We start from the raw sequence: 19430 nt of genomic DNA, 5'->3' as shown, positions 1-19430 counted from the left end.
CTTCTTTAATTTTGTTGTAGGTCGTCTAGACCTATACTCTGCCTAATTACAGAAAGTTTTTCTGGATCACCTTGCTCCGCTGCACTTTGCAATGCTCGGGTAGGAGCGTGGATTAATCTATTGGTTAATTTATTGCTCAGTTCTAGTAATACTTTCTCAGGGTCGCTACCAGCCGCGAGTGACTGTAAGCTTTTCGCAATAAGTTCTTCTCTAATTTCATTAGCCGAAGTGCGAAACTCTCTAATACTATCAACCGCATGCAAAGAACGTAACCAAGTCATAAATGCGATACTTTCTTCAGAGACAATCGCCTCCGCTTGGATAGCTTCTACTTTGCGCTGTTCCATATTTTGCTGAACAATAGATTGTAAATCGTCGACAGTATAAAGATAAATATCGTTTAAGTCGCCAACTTGCTGCTCTACATCTCTAGGAACCGCTATGTCGACAATAAGTATCGGTTGACGTTTTCGTTTTTTCAACGCCGTTTCTACCATACCTTTACCAATAATTGGCAGAGGACTCGCTGTTGAACTGATAACAATATCGGCCCTATGCAGATGGTCTGGTATTTCTTCGAGGCTGATGACTTCGGCATTAAACTGCTTAGCTAAACCCAGCGCACGTTCTCGAGTTCGATTGGCAACAATGATATTTTCGCAGCCATTGTCGGAAAGGTGTTTTGCAACGAGTTCTATCGTTTCGCCTGCACCGACTAGTAGTACCGTTGATTTAGAAAGTGATTCGAAAATGTGTTTAGCAAGAGTACAAGCAGCATAAGCAACCGAAACAGCACTGCCACCGATCTCAGTTTCAGTTCGAACTCTTTTTGCCACAGAAAAGGTTTTTTGAAATAACTTTTCCATCGTCCCATCAACAGACTTAAGCTCTCTTGCACTTGAATACGCCTGCTTAACTTGCCCTAAGATTTGAGGTTCCCCTAATACCAGAGAATCTAAGCCACATGAAACTCGCATTAAATGCTTTATCGCAGCTTGGTCTTCATGGACATACAGACACGACTTGATCTCTTCAGGCTTAACCTGATGAAATTCAGTCATCCAATCAATCACTTTACCTCTACTTGCTGGCTTTACATCAAAATAAATCTCTGTTCGATTACAAGTGGAGACAATAACGCCACTTTTTATATTTGAATCTGCTTCCAGTTGCTTGTGAGCCTCAGCTAATTTCTCTGGGGAAAAAGCAACCTTTTCTCGCAATTCAACCGACGCTGTATTGTGATTGATACCAATAGCAAGCAAGGACATGGAATAAAGAATCTCAGGGTTAAAATACAAATTAAGGGGAAGAATTTTACTTGATGGGCCTACTTATTGAAAGAGCGGCAGAGCGATGTTTTTATGAGTTCGTGATTTAGATGATATAGTTACCCCTAAAGACTTACTAAATTTGCATGATTATTGACCAATAATGAAAATATTACATAAATACTTTGTCTGTACGTGCCTACTTTTTTTCGTTTCTGCTTGTAGCACCCTCCCAGAAAACTCAACCACTAATGTTGAATGGGAGAATCACAGTACACGCTTATCGAACATCCGTTCATTTCAAGCAACTGGAAAATTAGGTTATCGCGGGCCAAACGATACCCTTAGTTTAAATTTTTATTGGAAGCATACCGAAAACAAAAGCGAACTTCGTTTGATTAATCTGTTTGGATCTACCGTGTTAACACTCACTATGACACCTGATGGATCCAAAGTGGTTACCAGTGACGAACAAATTTACGAAGATAAAGATGCCAATGTCTTATTTTCTAGGCTCACAGGTTTGGAATTTCCTGTTTCCCAATTAAAATATTGGATAATTGGCCTGCCAACTCAAGCTGATACTTTCCAGTTTAACGAGACTAACACGCTAAATTCTTTACAAAAAAGAAACCGTAACCGTAATTGGACATTAGATTACACTCGTTATCAGGATTACAATGGCCTACCTATTCCTAATCAAATGACTCTGCATTCCACTGACACTCGAATTAAAATTGCGATTTCAAAATGGGTAATAAATTCATGATATCTCAGTCAACTTCGTGGCCTTCCCCTGCAAAACTAAATCTATTTCTCTATATCAACAGTAGAAGAGCAGACGGATACCATGAGCTCCAAACTTTATTTCAGTTCTTAGATTATGGCGACACATTAACTATCAAAGCCAATTCTTCTAACGAAATCACTCTGACACCGGAATTAGAGGGTGTTCCTGTAGAAAGCAATTTAGTATGGAAAGCGGCTAAAGCTCTTCAACAAAAAACCTCCGGATCTTATGGTGCAGAAATCCATTTAGACAAAATACTCCCTATGGGTGGAGGTATTGGTGGTGGTTCTTCCAATGCAGCAACCACACTTGTTGCATTAAATTTCCTATGGGACCTCAACCTCTCCTTCGATGAACTCGCAGAGATAGGTTTAAAGCTTGGTGCTGATGTCCCAATTTTTGTGAAAGGGTTCTCCGCATTTGCAGAAGGTGTGGGAGAGCAACTGCAAAAAGTAACCCCACTTGAAAAGTGGTATTTAGTAGTAAGGCCTGATGTAAGTATCCCTACCGCAGAAATTTTTTCTCATCCTGACCTGACTAGAAATACGCCAAAGCGAGCTATAGCGGAGTTGTTAACTAGATCACACGAAAACGATTGCGAAAAAATCGTACAATTACTTTATCCAGAGGTTGATAAGCAACTTTCATGGCTGCTACAATACGCGCCGTCGAGATTGACTGGTACGGGGTCATGTCTGTTTTCTGAGTTTGATAACAAATTCGAAGCAGAGAAGATTCGTGCTAAACTTCCTGACACTGTCTCAAGTTTTATTGCTAAAGGGAAAAACTGCTCCCCATTGCATGAGGCACTAACTAGCTACAAGAATTCTTTGACCAACAAATCCTAGAATAGAGTAACTGGTTTACACCCAACCTAATTTAAAAACTGGACGCAACCCTGAGGTTTCCACTGTGCCTGATATGAAGCTATTTGCTGGTAACGCTACACCTGAACTAGCCCAACGTATTGCTGATCGTCTCTATATTTCACTTGGTGATGCTACTGTTGACCGTTTCTCTGATGGAGAAATAGCGGTTCAAATTAACGAAAACGTTCGTGGTAGTGACGTATTCATCATCCAATCAACTTGTGCCCCTACTAATGACAACCTAATGGAATTGGTAGTAATGATTGATGCAATGCGCCGTGCTTCAGCTGGCCGTATTACTGCTGTAATCCCATACTTTGGATATGCACGCCAAGATCGACGCGTTCGCTCTGCCCGTGTGCCTATCACTGCGAAGGTTGTTGCTGACTTCCTTTCCAACGTAGGTGTTGACCGTGTACTAACTATCGATCTTCATGCTGAGCAGATTCAAGGTTTCTTTGATGTACCAGTAGATAACATCTTCGGCACCCCTGTTCTTCTAGAAGATATGGCAGCACGTGGTCTTGAAGATCCTGTTGTTGTTTCTCCAGATCTTGGTGGTGTAGTACGTGCTCGTGCTACAGCAAAAGCGTTAGGAAATATCGATATCGCTATCGTAGACAAACGCCGTCCAAGAGCCAACGTATCAGAAGTAATGAACCTAATCGGTGAAGTCGAAGGTCGTGACTGTGTTATCGTTGATGACATGATCGATACTGGTGGTACGCTTTGTAAAGCAGCGGAAGCACTTAAAGAACGTGGCGCTAAGCGCGTATTTGCATACGCAACCCACGCTGTTTTCTCCGGTAGTGCAGCTAAAAACATTAAGAACTCAGTATTAGACCAAGTTATTATTACTGACTCCATCACTCTTTCTAAAGAAATGGCAGCGACGGGTAAAGTCACTCAACTTACTCTATCTAGCATGCTTGCTGAAGCGATTCGTCGTATCAGCAATGAAGAGTCTATCTCTGCGATGTTTAGCTAATTTAGCGAATAACGGTGTTTAGTCGCTAACTAAACTATTTATTCGTTATAGTAAATAACCGTTAGAATTTTTAAAAACACCTCTTTTAAAGAGGTGTTTTTTTCTATTAAGAAAGCCGTATCTAGTACCTCGCACCTTGAAGCATTTCTATGCTACTATACGGCGCTTTTTGAAAATCCAAGAGAGATCTTAACCGTGAGTCAAGAGATAAAACTGCTCGTAGGTCTGGCAAATCCAGGTCCTGAATATGCAAAAACCCGACATAATGCCGGCGCATGGGTTGTTGAAGAATTGGCACGAGTCCACAATATCGCATTAAAGAACGAAGCAAAATTCTATGGTTATACTGGACGAATTATGGTGAACGGGGAGGATTTGCGTCTTCTCATTCCAACCACGTTTATGAACTTATCTGGCAAGGCAGTTGCAGCCGTAGCTAAGTTTTACCAAATCAAACCGGAAGAAATCATGATCGCTCACGACGAGCTAGATCTCCCTCCAGGTGTTGGTAAGTTCAAAAAAGGTGGCGGTCATGGCGGTCACAACGGACTCAGGGATTCAATCAGCAAACTAGGCAACAATAAAGAATTTTATCGCTTGCGGATTGGCATCGGCCACCCGGGGCATAAAGATAGAGTATCTGGCTATGTGCTGGGAAAAGCACCAGCAAAAGAACAAGAATGTATTGAAGCTGTCGTCGACGAATCTGTCCGCAGCTTAGACATCTTGCTCAAAGAAGGCATAGCCAAAGCACAAAATCGCTTACATACGTTCAAAGCAGAATAAGGTTTATATCATGGGTTTTAAATGTGGCATCGTCGGTCTACCAAATGTCGGTAAATCAACTCTGTTTAACGCACTAACTAAAGCTGGTATTGAAGCAGCAAACTTTCCATTTTGTACTATCGAGCCTAACACGGGCATAGTACCAGTGCCTGATTTACGTCTAGATGCATTAGCAAAGATCGTAAACCCTCAAAAAGTTCTACCTACTACTATGGAGTTTGTAGATATCGCTGGGCTAGTTGCTGGTGCATCTAAAGGTGAAGGCTTAGGTAACAAATTCTTAGCTAACATCCGTGAAACCGACGCAATTGGTCATGTTGTGCGCTGTTTTGAAGACGAAAACATCGTACACGTAGCCGGTAAAATATCTCCTTTAGACGATATTGAAATCATCAATTTAGAGCTTGCTCTAGCTGATTTGGATACTTGCGAACGTGCTATTCACCGCCAAGCAAAACGTGCAAAAGGTGGTGATAAAGACGCTAAATTCGAAATTACGGTATTAGAAAAGCTGCTACCAATACTGACAGAAGGTGGAATGGCAAGAACGGTTCAACTAGCGAAAGAAGAGTTAAAAGCCATTGGTTATCTAAACTTCTTAACGTTAAAACCAACCATGTACATTGCTAATGTTAGCGAAGATGGCTTTGAAAACAACCCATACCTTGAGCAAGTACGTCAGTACGCTGAAAATGAGAATAACGTAGTAGTGGCAGTATGTGCGGCAATTGAATCTGAACTTTCAGAATTAGATGATGAAGACCGTGCTGAATTCCTAGAGGATATGGGCATTGAAGAACCAGGTCTAAACCGTGTAATTCGCTCGGGTTACGATTTGCTTACACTTCAGACGTACTTCACTGCTGGAGTTAAAGAAGTTCGTGCATGGACAATACCTGTTGGCGCTACAGCTCCTCAATCCGCTGGTAAAATTCACACCGACTTTGAGAAAGGTTTTATCCGTGCTGAAGTTGTTGGCTATGATGACTTCATCCAATTTAACGGTGAAAGCGGAGCGAAAGAAGCCGGAAAATGGCGATTAGAAGGTAAAGATTACATCGTTAAAGATGGTGATGTAGTCCACTTCCGCTTCAACGTATAAACTCCAAACTGCATCTTTAGTAAATAAGCCACTTTTATCGAGTGGCTTTTTTTATTTCTGTGTCTCGATTTCTATCGTTAGTTTTTTCGATGTTAAACTCCCAATTTATTAGAGAAATGTTACTAGTTTTTAACCAAAAAAAGCCATCTTTGTTTAAAAAAGACGCGAACAATCTTTTTAGCCGGATTTATTCAAAAAATAGGTTGACGGTTTTCTCACAGATCCGCATAATGCGCTCCGTTCTCATCGCTGACCGTACGGTTAGTCAATGAGAGTTTGGCTACGTAGCTCAGCTGGTTAGAGCACATCACTCATAATGATGGGGTCACAGGTTCAAATCCCGTCGTAGCCACCATATTTTCTTTTCTAGATAGACTAATTCTACTATCTGGAAATTATAAAAAGATTTGCGGAAGTGGCGGAATTGGTAGACGCACCAGATTTAGGTTCTGGCGCCGCAAGGTGTGAGAGTTCAAGTCTCTCCTTCCGCACCATCTTTCTTTTGAAAGAACCCTGTTGGGCTATCGCCAAGCGGTAAGGCACTGGCTTTTGATGCCAGCATTCCCTGGTTCGAATCCAGGTAGCCCAGCCATATTTACAAATGGTTGAATTGACCACTAGATGAATTTTGATGCCAGCATCCCTGGTTCCCTTTAATTCAAAATCTAGCAGGTAGCCCAGCCATATTTAAAAATGGTTGAATTAACCATATTTTAAAAAAGTACTTTTTGTACTGTTAAAAGAACGAACTTTATATTATATTGTTTCGCTCGTTTTAGATGGCTACGTAGCTCAGCTGGTTAGAGCACATCACTCATAATGATGGGGTCACAGGTTCAAATCCCGTCGTAGCCACCATTTATTCAAGCTTGTTTGCTTTTACCAATTAGCAGATAAGTCTGTAGACAATTTGAGACGCGGAAGTGGCGGAATTGGTAGACGCACCAGATTTAGGTTCTGGCGCCGCAAGGTGTGAGAGTTCAAGTCTCTCCTTCCGCACCATCTCAATATTTTCTACAACAGATTTACGCGGAAGTGGCGGAATTGGTAGACGCACCAGATTTAGGTTCTGGCGCCGCAAGGTGTGAGAGTTCAAGTCTCTCCTTCCGCACCATATTTGTTGGGCTATCGCCAAGCGGTAAGGCACTGGCTTTTGATGCCAGCATTCCCTGGTTCGAATCCAGGTAGCCCAGCCATATTTACAAATGGTTGAATTGATCACTAGATAACTTTTGATGCCAGCATTCCCTGGTTCCCTTTAGTTCAAAATCTAGCAGGTAGCCCAGCCATATTTAGATGATTGTTAATGAGAGTAAATAACTCATTATAACAACCATATGAATTTGTTAAGTCCCTAGCTTAATGAGTACAACTTCTTTTTAGGTCCAATTCACCTAATTAGAATACGAAACATGCGGAAGTGGCGGAATTGGTAGACGCACCAGATTTAGGTTCTGGCGCCGCAAGGTGTGAGAGTTCAAGTCTCTCCTTCCGCACCATCTTTCTTTTGAAAGAACCCTGTTGGGCTATCGCCAAGCGGTAAGGCACTGGCTTTTGATGCCAGCATTCCCTGGTTCGAATCCAGGTAGCCCAGCCATATTTACAAATGGTTGAATTAATCACTAGATAACTTTTGATGCCAGCATTCCTGGTTCCCTTTAGTTCAAAATCTAGCAGGTAGCCCAGCCATATTTAGATGATTGTTAATGAGAGTAAATAACTCATTATAACAACCATATGAATTTGTTAAGTCCCTAGCTTAATGAGTACAATTTCTTTTTGGGTCCAATTCACCTAATTAGAATACGAAACATGCGGAAGTGGCGGAATTGGTAGACGCACCAGATTTAGGTTCTGGCGCCGCAAGGTGTGAGAGTTCAAGTCTCTCCTTCCGCACCATCTTTCTGTTGAAAGAACTCTGTTGGGCTATCGCCAAGCGGTAAGGCACTGGCTTTTGATGCCAGCATTCCCTGGTTCGAATCCAGGTAGCCCAGCCATATTTACAAATGGTTGAATTAACCACTAGATAACTTTTGATGCCAGCATCCCTGGTTCCCTTTAGTTAAAAATCTAGCAGGTAGCCCAGCCATATTTACAAATGGTTGACTTAATCACTAGATAACTTTTGATGCCAGCATTCCTTGGTTCCCTTTAGTTCTAAATCTAGCAGGTAGCTCAGCCATAATTTAGATATTAAGAATTTTAAACGCCTTAATATCGTCAAAGATTAAGCTGTAAGGCTTAATGTGATGGCTACGTAGCTCAGCTGGTTAGAGCACATCACTCATAATGATGGGGTCACAGGTTCAAATCCCGTCGTAGCCACCATTTATTCAAACTTGTTTGCTTTTACCAATTAGCCGATAAGTCTGTAGGCAATTTGAGATGCGGAAGTGGCGGAATTGGTAGACGCACCAGATTTAGGTTCTGGCGCCGCAAGGTGTGAGAGTTCAAGTCTCTCCTTCCGCACCATCTCAGATTTATCTACAAACATGTTTTGCGGAAGTGGCGGAATTGGTAGACGCACCAGATTTAGGTTCTGGCGCCGCAAGGTGTGAGAGTTCAAGTCTCTCCTTCCGCACCATTATAAAAAAAGCACTCATTGAGTGCTTTTTTTATGTCTGAATATTGTGTCTTCTGAAATAGCTAAAGCCCTAGCGCATATTTCAGTACTTTCTCTTTTATTGGTCCTGCCCCGTTCGCCAGTTTTAATACGGTATTCCGAGCTAATTTGAGAGGAGCGACATCATTACTGAATACTTTATAAAAGAAATCCATACCCGACTGCATAAGCATGTTATCAGGTCGCCTTCTTCTCTCATATTGGTTCAATGTATCTTCCGAACACCAATCTTCTGTGTTTAAAATATCCAGCAATACAGATACATCTTTAAATCCGAGATTAACACCCTGCCCGGCTAAAGGGTTAATCGTATGAGCAGAATCTCCAACTAAGATGCAGCGGTTCTTAAAATAACGCTGAGCGTGTCGACGCACTAAAGGGAAAGACCCTGCTTGCAAAACCTTTATATCCCCAAGCTCAGTTGGGAAATGGGTTAAAACTTCGGTTCGTAAAGCACCTTTACTCATAGAGGTAAGTTGTTTAATCCTTTTAGGTGAATCATACCAAACCAGTGAACCTTGATTTCCTTTAAGTGGCAAAAATGAGCGCGGACCTCGTGCTGTAAACCATTGCCATGTTATATCTTGCTGAGGCTTTTCGGTCTCAACATTAATCAACATACAATCCTGTCGATAATCCCATGCGGTAATACCAATGCCTGCGCTATCTCGCACTTTAGAATTCGCACCATCAGCACCAATTACCAGCTTCGTTTTTATATTTTTGCCCGATGATAGCTTGATTAAATTCAAAGCACTGCCAAATTCTATTGAGATTAAACTGTCTGGACAAAACGCTTCTACATTCTCACACTGATTAATTTGTTCCCATAACGCAAGTTGAATCAATCGGTTTTCAACAATATAACCAAGTTCATCTAACCCCAATGAATCCGCATCAAATTTTGTACGGCACTCTGAATGCTCCCACGTTTCCAGACGACGATATGGACAAACACGCATAGCTGTTATTTTTCCCCATACTTCTAATGATTTTAGAAGTTCGACAGATGCCTTAGAAATAGCCGACACGCGGATATCCATCGGTTGAGACTCATCAAATGCTTTCGGCTTTATACCTTCAACTAAGGCTATTTTTTTACCCTGCGTTGCAGCGCCTAAAGCAACCGCGGCGCCAACCATACCACCACCAATAATGACTAAATCGTATTGTTCCATTTCAGATACTTCTTCTCTTTTAAAGATTACTTTTCTATCTTATTCAATTAAACCAACAAACAAAGGCCCATCCAAGTGACCTTAAGGACTACAGGGTCTTTCCGCCGATTTCGAAATCATTTATTCAACCTCTAGTCAGGCGGTTTTTAAAGCAGTACAATACGCGGCTTGCCACCTTTTGGCACGATAAATGTGAGCACTTGGTTCACTAGATTGAACACTGAAAACGAGCGAATGTAAAATGAGTAAGAAACTGCTAATCAAAACTTGGGGTTGCCAGATGAACGAATACGATTCATCTAAAATGGCCGATCTGCTTAATGCCGCCAATGGTTATGAGCTAACCGAAATTCCAGAGGAGGCAGATGTCTTACTTCTAAATACCTGTTCGATTCGTGAAAAAGCGCAGGAAAAAGTATTCCATCAGCTTGGTCGCTGGAAAACCCTAAAAGACAAAAAAGAAGGTGTTGTCATTGGTGTAGGTGGGTGTGTTGCCACTCAAGAAGGCAAACATATCCGCGAACGAGCACCCTTTGTCGACGTTATCTTTGGTCCACAAACCTTACATCGTCTTCCTGAAATGATAAAAGCGTCACAAAGTGATGATGCTCCGGTAATGGATATATCATTTCCTGAAATAGAAAAATTCGACAATTTACCCGAACCACGAGCTGATGGTGCAACCGCATTCGTATCTATTATGGAAGGCTGTTCTAAATACTGCACATATTGCGTCGTTCCTTATACTCGTGGTGAAGAAGTTAGCCGACCTATGGATGACGTTCTGTATGAGGTCGCACAATTAGCAGAACAAGGTGTACGTGAAGTTAACTTACTCGGCCAAAACGTCAATGCGTACCGCGGTCCAACCTATGACGGAGACATCTGTTCATTTGCAGACTTATTGCGTCTTGTTGCATCAATTGATGGAATCGATCGTTTACGGTTTACTACCAGCCACCCACTAGAATTTACTGACGACATCATTGCGGTTTATGAAGACACGCCAGAGTTAGTCAGCTTTTTGCACCTTCCTGTGCAGAGCGGATCGGACCGAATTCTTACTATGATGAAGCGTCCACACACCGCTATTGAATATAAATCTATTATTCGTAAGCTTCGTAAAGCCCGTCCAGATATACAAATTAGTTCTGACTTTATTGTTGGCTTCCCAGGTGAAACCGATAGCGACTTCCAAGATACAATGAAATTGATCAAAGATGTCGATTTTGATATGAGCTTTAGCTTTGTCTTTTCTGCTCGTCCAGGCACACCAGCAGCGGATTACCCTTGTGATTTATCGGAACAAGTTAAAAAAGATCGCTTGTACGAATTGCAGCAACAGATAAATAGCCAAGCTATGCGTTACTCTCGTCAAATGCTAACCACAGAGCAACGTGTTCTAGTTGAAGGGCCATCGAAGAAAAACCTAATGGAGTTACGAGCTCGTACTGAAAATAACCGTGTAGTTAACTTTGAAGGCTCTGCCGACCTCATAGGTCAATTTGTCGATGTGAAAATTACCGATGTATTCTCTAATTCGCTTCGCGGTGACTTAGTACGCACTGAACAAGAAATGAACCTACGTGTTGCAACAACACCTGCCGAAATGATGTTAAAATCACGTAAAGAAGACGAGCTAGGTGTTGCAACATTTACACCTTAAGCTATCTTAAAAGTAAGCCAGAGCCCTTTCTAAACTGGGCTCCTCGCTAGCTCTCCTGCTAGCAGAGTAAAGGGCAACAATGAGAGGCAAAATTGAGCAATAAAATATTGACACTAGAGATAGATCTAGAACCTTCCGACAATCACCGTCTGTCAAGCCTTTGCGGCCCATTCGATGACAATATCAAACACATAGAACGTAGACTCGGCGTTGAAATTAACTATCGCGGTAACGCATTTTCAATCGTCGGAAAGTCACATGCAGCTGCAGCTGCACTCGATATAATCCGAACCGTCTATGTTAATACAGCACCAGTTAGAGGCTCCATCCCTGACATTGAGCCAGAACAAATCCACCTTGCAATAAAAGAATCTGGTGTGCTTGAACAATCAACCGAATCTACTATCGAGCATGGTAAAGAAGTCTTTATTAAGACGAAGAAAGGCGTCATTAAGCCTCGAACACCAAACCAAGCTCAATACCTGGTTAATATGGTGACTCACGATATAACCTATGGCATTGGCCCTGCGGGTACTGGCAAAACCTACTTAGCTGTTGCCGCCGCCGTTGACGCACTTGAGCGTCAAGAGGTTCGTCGTATTCTCTTGACTCGACCAGCAGTAGAAGCGGGAGAAAAACTTGGGTTCCTACCTGGGGATTTGAGCCAAAAAGTCGACCCGTACTTAAGGCCACTATACGATGCTCTCTTCGAGATGCTCGGGTTCGAACGTGTAGAGAAGCTTATTGAACGTAATGTGATAGAGGTTGCACCGTTAGCCTACATGCGTGGCCGAACGCTTAACGATGCGTTCATTATTCTCGATGAGAGTCAAAATACCACTATCGAGCAAATGAAAATGTTTTTGACTCGAATTGGCTTTAATTCTCGAGCGGTGATTACGGGTGACGTAACCCAGATAGACTTGCCTAGAGGGGCAAAATCAGGTCTACGCCATGCGATTGAAGTACTTTCTGAAGTCGATGAGATTAGCTTTAATTTTTTCATTGCTGATGATGTTGTTCGACATCCTGTTGTCGCTCGAATCGTTAACGCTTACGAAAAATGGGAAGCAAAAGACCAAAAAGTACGTAACGAGATCGAAAAACGCAGAAATGAAGAACGAGATGCTCGTCTTCTAGAAGCACAAAAGACCGAATAATTAGCCAAGAGCCCACAATGACTATCGAACTTGATCTTCAAATTGCTTTGACCGACGAGATTGGCCTGCCAAGTGAAAATGATTTCCAGCAATGGTTAGCCGAAACCGTGCGCCTTTTTCAACCACAGGCAGAAGTGACCATTCGCTTAGTTGATGAGCAAGAAAGCCAACAACTAAATAACGAGTACAGAGGAAAAGATAAACCCACCAATGTACTCTCGTTCCCCTTCGAGGCACCACCTGAAATAGAGATTGATCTATTGGGTGATCTTATCATCTGCAAGCAAGTAGTAGAAAAAGAAGCACTCGAACAGAACAAACCACTTTCTGCTCATTGGGCGCATATGGTTGTACATGGTGCACTTCATCTGCTAGGTTATGATCATATCAATGATGATGAAGCGGACGAGATGGAATCTCTTGAAACTGAAATTATGCAAAAAATGGGATTCGAAGACCCTTATATCGATGAAAAGTGAGCTATCACACATTTGATAGCGTTAACATATGAGAAACCATGAACGACGACAACGCTCCCAGTTCCGAAGGGAACAATGGGAAATCAGAAGGTCCGAGTAGAAAGTCCTTCTTTGAACGCCTAGGCCAAATATTTCAAGGTGAACCAAAAGATCGCCAAGAACTTGTAGATGTTATACGAGATTCTGAAATAAACGACCTTATCGACCATGACACCCGAGATATGCTTGAGGGAGTAATGGAAATTGCAGAGATGCGTGTAAGAGATATTATGATACCGCGCTCTCAGATGGTTACTGCTGAAAAAGAACATAATCTTGATGAGCTAGTCACCCTAATTACAGAAGCTACGCATTCGCGCTACCCTGTAATCAGTGAAGACAAAGACCATGTCGAAGGCATTCTGTTAGCGAAGGACTTACTTAAATATTTAGGCTCTGAAAGTGAAGAGTTTGAAATAAATGAAGTGATACGGCAAGCCGTGGTTGTTCCAGAAAGTAAACGAGTTGATCGATTACTTAAAGAATTCCGCGAGGAACGCTATCACATGGCCATTGTTGTAGATGAATTTGGTGGAGTATCCGGATTAGTCACAATCGAAGATATCCTAGAAGAAATAGTCGGTGAGATAGAAGACGAGTTTGATGACGAAGAAGAAGAAGATATCCGTCAACTTAGTAAACATACCTTCGCAGTTAAAGCGTTAACGACAATAGACGACTTTAACGATCGATTTGGTACCAGGTTCAATGATGATGAAGTAGATACCATCGGCGGTATGGTCATGACAAGTTTCGGTCATTTGCCATCGCGTGGTGAAACCGTTGAGATTAGCAATTATAACTTTAAAGTCGCTGCAGCGGATAACCGAAGAGTGATACAGCTACAGGTTACCATTCCAGAAGAAGATAGCTCTTCTAATACTGAAGAGTAAAATACTCACTTATAAGATTAGATGATGACAAACAAGTATCATCGCCTATTGCGGCCTATCTTGGCCGCTTTTGTTGGCGCTTCAACAACACTTGCATTTGCGCCTTACCAATTATGGCCAATGGCGATCCTCAGCCCTATCCTTTTTATTCTACTTATTCACAAAGTAAGTAGTAAAGCGGCTTCATTCATCGGCTTTATGTTCGGGCTAGGCCAGTTCTCCATCGGGATTAGCTGGGTACACATTAGCATCGATACCTTTGGTGGTATGCCTAAAGCTGCTAGTCTTTTCTTAATGATTTTATTGGTATCGTATCTATCGATTTACCCCGCTCTATTCGCAGGACTTACCAATCGACTATTCCCTACAGATAGTAAAACGCGATACCTATTCGCTATCCCGTCGTTATGGTTATTAACAGATTTAGCTCGTGGTTGGGTAATGACTGGCTTCCCATGGCTTTTACTCGGCTACAGCCAGCTTGAATCACCTCTTTCTGGTTTAGCGCCAATAGGTGGCGTTCAACTTATCACACTAGCCATACTGGTGTGCTCCAGTGCAATAGCTTGGGTATTTATAAAGCACAAACCCATCGGCCTTATACTTCCTTTCATCATATTCTTAAGTACTTACGGCCTTAAATCTATTGACTGGGTTACTCCTGATAAATCGACTCATACCTCGTTTGCTCTAATTCAGGGTAATATATCTCAAGAGAAAAAGTGGTTGCCAAGTGAACGCTGGCCAACGTTAATGAAATTTTTAGATCTGAGCAGAATCAATTGGGATGCAGATATTGTTATTTGGCCAGAGGCTGCTATACCTGCGCTAGAAAAAGAACTACCTAGCTTCTTACTCAATGTAGATAAAGCGGCTCGTATGAATGAAACCGCCCTGATTACTGGCGTCGTAACTCAGAATCAGTTAGGTAGCTACCATAACAGCGTCCTAACTTTAGGTGACACACCGTCTGGCGAATATAATTACGACACTCAGCCAAGATACAAAAAGCACCATCTGCTCCCATTTGGGGAGTTTGTCCCATTTGCAGACATACTAAGACCCATCGCCCCTTTTTTCAATTTGCCCATGTCTTCCTTTAGCCGTGGCGACTTAGTGCAAGACAATATTGTGGGCAAAGGTAGATACTTCGCTACTGCACTTTGCTATGAAATTATTTTTGGGGAACAGGTCAGAAAAAACATCGACCAAAATACAAATTTTATTCTTACATTGTCAAATGATGCGTGGTTTGGAGATTCTATAGGCCCGCTTCAACATATGGAAATCGCTCAGATGAGAGCGTTAGAAACGGGTAAACCTGTCATTCGAGCCACCAATAATGGCGTAACAGCAATAACAGATTACAAAGGCAATATCATTGCACAGATCCCACAATTTAAAACTGAGGTATTACGTGCCGAAGTAACGTCAAGCAAAGGACAAACCCCCTTCTTGACTTTGGGTCAGTGGCCTATGATTGTTTTTTTAATTGTTTCGTTAGTCGTTTCCCTCACTAATTTCGCATTACGCAGAAAATAAATATAAAAGTAGAGCCTCAATATCGAAGCTCTACTCTTTACGCATTTTCATGTCCGACTTCACTTATTTATGGCTTCAAAGAGACTCGTGTGAACTCATCTCCGCCGCATTTACTGCACGCTTGAATTGTTGTTGGATGGATATACTGCGTTTTTTGTCCACACTTTTCACAGATCAAATGACCCAAGCCTATTACGTCTCCTACTTGATAGATGCCTTGGTGTTCTAAGTCTTCAAACAACTCGACCCACTCGACCTTCGTGCGGTCGGTAATATCTAATAGTGCTTGCCATATGGAATCCGCAACCATAATAGAAAATGGGCTCTCTTTGCTTTCTTGGTAATTATCTGCAAATTCTTTCAAATCTGACTTCACATAAGCAGAAACAAGAGAGAGTTCATCCTTTGTCATATCACTTGCAGCTTGAGCCACCTCTCCTGAAGTCTCTAGTACTTTATTGATTTCCTCAGGGCTGTGTTTTAATACCTCAACGACCTCTTCAAACTTCTCTTCATAACCTAGTTTACGCTTGGGCATAGATTACCTCCGTTATATTCCGTCAATATCGTACGATGTTATCTTTATTGTAGCTTGTTGTACGTGCTTCCTTTAGGTATTCTATGCCGATCAATACAAATCTGATCGAACCGATCTCACATATTCCAAGATAACCGGATTTCATAGATGCAAGAGCAATATAACCCGCAAGAGATTGAACAAAAAGTTCAAAAGCACTGGGATGAAAATAAAACATTCGTCGTAACCGAAGACCCAAGCAAAGAGAAGTTTTACTGTCTCTCCATGTTCCCTTATCCAAGTGGTCGACTCCACATGGGTCATGTGCGTAACTACACTATCGGTGATGTAGTTTCTCGTTTCCAGCGTCTACAAGGTAAAAATGTTATGCAGCCTATCGGCTGGGATGCATTTGGTCTTCCTGCAGAAAATGCCGCAGTAAAAAATAAAACGGCACCTGCACCTTGGACATATGAAAATATCGAATACATGAAAAACCAGCTAAAGCTGCTCGGTTTTGGTTACGATTGGAACCGAGAATTCGCAACCTGTACTCCTGAGTACTACCGTTGGGAACAAGAGTTTTTCACTCAGCTTTATAATAAAGGATTGGTTTATAAAAAGACCTCCTCTGTAAACTGGTGTCCAAACGACCAAACTGTTCTAGCGAATGAGCAAGTTGAGGATGGTTGCTGTTGGCGTTGTGATACTCCGGTAGAACAAAAAGAGATCCCGCAGTGGTTTATTAAAATTACGGCATATGCTCAAGAACTACTAGACGAATTAGATAATCTAGATGGTTGGCCTGAGATGGTAAAAACCATGCAACGTAATTGGATTGGCCGTTCAGAAGGTGTAGAGCTTACCTTTAAAGTCGCAGACCAAGCAGACTTAGAGGTTTATACCACTCGCCCTGATACACTAATGGGAGTAACTTACGTAGGTATTGCTGCCGGACACCCGTTAGCCACTCAGGCTGCGCAAAATAATGCAGAACTAGCGGAATTTATCGACGAGTGTAAAAACAACAAAGTAGCAGAAGCAGAGCTTGCGACTATGGAGAAAAAAGGAATGGATACAGGCCTTAAGGCTATCCATCCTCTTAACGGCCGTGAAGTTCCTATTTTTGTCGCTAACTTTGTCCTAATGGATTACGGTACTGGCGCAGTAATGGCTGTACCAGCACATGATCAACGTGACTACGAGTTTGCAACCAAATACGCTCTGGATATAGTACCGGTTATTAAGCCCGCAGACGGCAGTGAGCTAGATATCTCAGAAGTAGCTTACACTGAAAAAGGCGTACTATTTGATTCAGGCGATTTTGATGGTCTTTCTTTCAAAGACGCTTTTGATGCGATCGCCGCAAAGCTAGAGTCTGAGAAAAAAGGCAAAAAAACCGTCAATTTCCGCCTTCGTGATTGGGGTGTTTCTCGTCAACGCTACTGGGGTGCACCTATCCCAATGGTCACAACTCAAGATGGTGAAGTTCACCCGGTCCCAGCCGATCAACTGCCCGTTATTCTTCCAGAAGATGTAGTAATGGATGGTGTAACTAGCCCAATTAAAGCCGACAAAGCATGGGCTGAAACCACTTTTAATGGTGAACCAGCTTTACGCGAAACAGATACTTTCGACACCTTTATGGAGTCTTCTTGGTATTACGCTCGATATTGTTCACCTCAAGCTGATGAAATGCTCGATCCTAAAGCAGCGAACTACTGGTTACCTGTTGATCAGTACGTCGGTGGTATTGAACATGCCTGCATGCACTTACTCTATTCTCGTTTCTTCCATAAACTTCTGCGTGATGCAGGAATGGTCAATAGCGACGAACCATTTAAGAAACTTCTTTGCCAAGGTATGGTGCTTGCTGATGCTTATCACTACACCACTGAAAAGGGTACTAAAGTATGGGTATCACCAACAGATGTTACGGTTGAACGTGATGAAAAAGGTCGCATTGTTAAAGCAGTAGACTCTGAAGGCAACGATGTCGTTCATACTGGCATGACTAAGATGTCTAAATCTAAGAACAATGGTATAGACCCTCAAGAGATGGTAGATAAATATGGTGCAGATACTGTTCGCCTATTTATGATGTTCGCCTCTCCTGCTGATATGACCCTAGAATGGCAGGAGTCTGGTGTTGAAGGCGCAAACCGCTTCCTAAAACGTGTCTGGAAACTTGTTAACGAGCATACGTCAAAAGGTGCAAGTGAACCACTAGACAACTCAACGTTAACTGGAAATCAGAAAGCGCTACGTCGTGACGTACATAAGACGATTGCTAAGGTAACGGATGATATTGAGCGACGTCAGACGTACAATACAGCGATTGCTGCAATCATGGAGCTAATGAATAAATTAGCTAAAGCACCTCAAGAGGTACCGCAAGACAGAGCTATTCTTGATGAAGCTTTGAAAGCAGTGGTAGCTATGCTTTACCCAATTACCCCACATATCTCTTATGAGCTATGGGAGATTTTAGGTGAGTCAGCAATGGATACGGCTACTTGGCCAACCGCTGATGACAAAGCAATGATCGAAGACGAAAAGCTCATTGTTGTACAAGTTAACGGTAAACTTCGTGCGAAGCTTACTGTTGCTGCAGATGCAAGCAAAGAACACGTAGAAAGCCTGGGGCTCAATAACGAAAATGTCGTTAAGTTCACTGACGGAAAGACCATCAGAAAAGTAATCTATGTACCTGGGAAATTACTTAATATAGTTGCGAATTAATTGATTCGAGAACTAAATTAAGATTTTAAGGTCAATAAACAGGATGTGTATTCATCCTGTTTATACTTATCTAATAAGAATTAAAGCGCCTGATTCTTATTAGATAAGTAAATTAATTTTAGCTAAACATAATAAAGCAGAGAGTATTTTGTGAAACCAATTGCCTACAAATTTTCAATCAAAGTTATGGTTGTTGTACTATTTTCAATGGCTTTATCTGCCTGTGGTTTTCACCTACGTGGGAATTATTTAGTACCAGAAGAGATATCAAAGCTATCTTTCACTAGCTTTGATAAATACAGTCAATTAACAAGAAATGTAGAAGCTCAGCTGAGGCTAAACGACATCGAAGTGGTTCCGCCTTCCCCTACTGTTCCAAACTTACATCTAATCAGTGAGAGCGTCAGTGAAAGCACTTTATCTCTCTATCAAAATAGTACTGCAGCTGAAAAAGCACTCACTTATAACACCTCTTTTCGGATAACAATCCCGGAACTGGGTACAAAAACTTACTCCAATACAGTCACTCGAAACTATCTGGATAATCCAAGTACCGCCTTGGCAAAATCCGTCGAAAAAGACATGATCGAAGATGAAATGCGCATACAAGCCGCCTCTCTAATCATGCGACAAATGGCCCGAGTGAAGAATCAAATTGAAGAAGGCAACATGCAGTTTGACGGTGACGAAAACCAAAACACCGATAATTCGAACCCAATGACCCCCCTTATTAACAACGAAGATCTGACTTCACCACAAACTAACACTATTAGCGAGTAATTGGA

General features: G+C 42.0%; 15 protein-coding genes and 14 tRNA genes. 26 read left to right on the top strand and 3 right to left on the bottom strand.

Annotated elements, in window-relative coordinates:
• Positions 1 to 5: 5 nt before the first annotated feature.
• Complete coding sequence (gene hemA, locus PGX00_RS05995) at positions 6 to 1271, bottom strand: glutamyl-tRNA reductase (RefSeq protein WP_272133684.1); 1266 nt, start codon at positions 1269 to 1271, stop codon at positions 6 to 8.
• Positions 1272 to 1434: 163 nt separating this feature from the next.
• On the opposite strand from hemA, the gene lolB reads away from it, so the two are divergent.
• From lolB to PGX00_RS05900, 19 genes are all read left to right on the top strand, one after another.
• Positions 1435 to 2040: a lipoprotein insertase outer membrane protein LolB gene (gene lolB, locus PGX00_RS05990; protein ID WP_272133682.1), complete on the top strand. Its 606-nt coding sequence runs from the start codon at positions 1435 to 1437 to the stop codon at positions 2038 to 2040.
• The gene (gene ispE, locus PGX00_RS05985) at positions 2037 to 2909 is read left to right on the top strand and encodes a 4-(cytidine 5'-diphospho)-2-C-methyl-D-erythritol kinase (RefSeq protein ID WP_272133670.1); all 873 of its coding nucleotides are present in this window, start codon (positions 2037 to 2039) and stop codon (positions 2907 to 2909) included. Before lolB ends, ispE begins: the two co-directional genes overlap by 4 nt.
• A 64-nt stretch (positions 2910 to 2973) precedes the next feature.
• On the top strand, positions 2974 to 3918 hold the full coding sequence (locus PGX00_RS05980) for a ribose-phosphate pyrophosphokinase (RefSeq protein WP_272133669.1): 945 nt from the start codon (positions 2974 to 2976) through the stop codon (positions 3916 to 3918).
• 195 nt (positions 3919 to 4113) lie between these two features.
• Positions 4114 to 4704: an aminoacyl-tRNA hydrolase gene (gene pth, locus PGX00_RS05975; RefSeq protein ID WP_272133667.1), complete on the top strand. Its 591-nt coding sequence runs from the start codon at positions 4114 to 4116 to the stop codon at positions 4702 to 4704.
• Between the two features lie 10 nt (positions 4705 to 4714).
• Complete coding sequence (ychF, locus tag PGX00_RS05970; RefSeq protein WP_272133666.1) at positions 4715 to 5806, top strand: redox-regulated ATPase YchF; 1092 nt, start codon at positions 4715 to 4717, stop codon at positions 5804 to 5806.
• 278 nt (positions 5807 to 6084) lie between these two features.
• Positions 6085 to 6161 (top strand) — tRNA-Met (locus PGX00_RS05965).
• A 54-nt stretch (positions 6162 to 6215) separates the two neighbouring features.
• Positions 6216 to 6300 (top strand) — tRNA-Leu (locus tag PGX00_RS05960).
• A gap of 23 nt (positions 6301 to 6323) precedes the next feature.
• Positions 6324 to 6398: transfer RNA gene (locus PGX00_RS05955), tRNA-Gln, on the top strand.
• A gap of 189 nt (positions 6399 to 6587) precedes the next feature.
• A tRNA-Met gene (locus PGX00_RS05950) sits at positions 6588 to 6664 on the top strand.
• A gap of 59 nt (positions 6665 to 6723) precedes the next feature.
• Positions 6724 to 6808, top strand: a tRNA-Leu gene (locus PGX00_RS05945).
• Between the two features lie 27 nt (positions 6809 to 6835).
• A tRNA-Leu gene (locus PGX00_RS05940) sits at positions 6836 to 6920 on the top strand.
• A gap of 7 nt (positions 6921 to 6927) precedes the next feature.
• A tRNA-Gln gene (locus tag PGX00_RS05935) sits at positions 6928 to 7002 on the top strand.
• A 218-nt stretch (positions 7003 to 7220) separates the two neighbouring features.
• Positions 7221 to 7305 (top strand) — tRNA-Leu (locus tag PGX00_RS05930).
• 23 nt (positions 7306 to 7328) lie between these two features.
• Positions 7329 to 7403: transfer RNA gene (locus PGX00_RS05925), tRNA-Gln, on the top strand.
• 217 nt (positions 7404 to 7620) lie between these two features.
• Positions 7621 to 7705, top strand: a tRNA-Leu gene (locus PGX00_RS05920).
• 23 nt (positions 7706 to 7728) lie between these two features.
• Positions 7729 to 7803: transfer RNA gene (locus PGX00_RS05915), tRNA-Gln, on the top strand.
• A gap of 254 nt (positions 7804 to 8057) precedes the next feature.
• A tRNA-Met gene (locus PGX00_RS05910) sits at positions 8058 to 8134 on the top strand.
• Positions 8135 to 8193: 59 nt separating this feature from the next.
• Positions 8194 to 8278 (top strand) — tRNA-Leu (locus PGX00_RS05905).
• Between the two features lie 27 nt (positions 8279 to 8305).
• Positions 8306 to 8390: transfer RNA gene (locus PGX00_RS05900), tRNA-Leu, on the top strand.
• A 62-nt stretch (positions 8391 to 8452) separates the two neighbouring features.
• Here PGX00_RS05900 and PGX00_RS05895 read toward each other — a convergent pair.
• Positions 8453 to 9607, bottom strand: coding sequence for a 2-octaprenyl-3-methyl-6-methoxy-1,4-benzoquinol hydroxylase (locus tag PGX00_RS05895; protein WP_272133665.1), 1155 nt, complete (start codon positions 9605 to 9607; stop codon positions 8453 to 8455).
• Between the two features lie 241 nt (positions 9608 to 9848).
• Here PGX00_RS05895 and miaB point away from each other — a divergent pair, with 241 nt between their 5' ends.
• From miaB to lnt, 5 genes are all read left to right on the top strand, one after another.
• Complete coding sequence (gene miaB / locus PGX00_RS05890; protein WP_272133663.1) at positions 9849 to 11273, top strand: tRNA (N6-isopentenyl adenosine(37)-C2)-methylthiotransferase MiaB; 1425 nt, start codon at positions 9849 to 9851, stop codon at positions 11271 to 11273.
• A 92-nt stretch (positions 11274 to 11365) separates the two neighbouring features.
• A complete protein-coding gene (locus PGX00_RS05885; RefSeq protein ID WP_272133661.1) occupies positions 11366 to 12433 on the top strand; it encodes a PhoH family protein in 1068 nt (355 codons plus the stop codon).
• Positions 12434 to 12450: 17 nt separating this feature from the next.
• Positions 12451 to 12912, top strand: coding sequence for an rRNA maturation RNase YbeY (ybeY, locus tag PGX00_RS05880; RefSeq protein ID WP_272133659.1), 462 nt, complete (start codon positions 12451 to 12453; stop codon positions 12910 to 12912).
• A gap of 38 nt (positions 12913 to 12950) precedes the next feature.
• Positions 12951 to 13844 (top strand): CNNM family magnesium/cobalt transport protein CorC, encoded by an 894-nt coding sequence (corC, locus tag PGX00_RS05875; protein WP_272133657.1) that lies wholly within the window; start codon positions 12951 to 12953, stop codon positions 13842 to 13844.
• 21 nt (positions 13845 to 13865) lie between these two features.
• Positions 13866 to 15386 (top strand): apolipoprotein N-acyltransferase, encoded by a 1521-nt coding sequence (gene lnt, locus PGX00_RS05870; protein ID WP_407702339.1) that lies wholly within the window; start codon positions 13866 to 13868, stop codon positions 15384 to 15386.
• A 67-nt stretch (positions 15387 to 15453) separates the two neighbouring features.
• Here lnt and PGX00_RS05865 read toward each other — a convergent pair whose 3' ends face one another.
• Positions 15454 to 15924: a zinc ribbon-containing protein gene (locus tag PGX00_RS05865; RefSeq protein ID WP_272133653.1), complete on the bottom strand. Its 471-nt coding sequence runs from the start codon at positions 15922 to 15924 to the stop codon at positions 15454 to 15456.
• A gap of 147 nt (positions 15925 to 16071) precedes the next feature.
• On the opposite strand from PGX00_RS05865, the gene leuS reads away from it, so the two are divergent.
• Positions 16072 to 18645, top strand: a complete 2574-nt coding sequence (leuS, locus tag PGX00_RS05860) for a leucine--tRNA ligase (RefSeq protein WP_272133651.1) — start codon at positions 16072 to 16074, stop codon at positions 18643 to 18645.
• A gap of 186 nt (positions 18646 to 18831) precedes the next feature.
• Positions 18832 to 19425, top strand: coding sequence for an LPS-assembly lipoprotein LptE (locus tag PGX00_RS05855; RefSeq protein ID WP_407702379.1), 594 nt, complete (start codon positions 18832 to 18834; stop codon positions 19423 to 19425).
• Positions 19426 to 19430 lie beyond the last annotated feature (5 nt).

The organism is Vibrio algarum (assembly GCF_028204155.1).
Taxonomy (GTDB): Bacteria; Pseudomonadota; Gammaproteobacteria; order Enterobacterales; family Vibrionaceae; genus Vibrio; species Vibrio algarum.
This window is presented reverse-complemented; position numbering and strand designations above follow the sequence as displayed.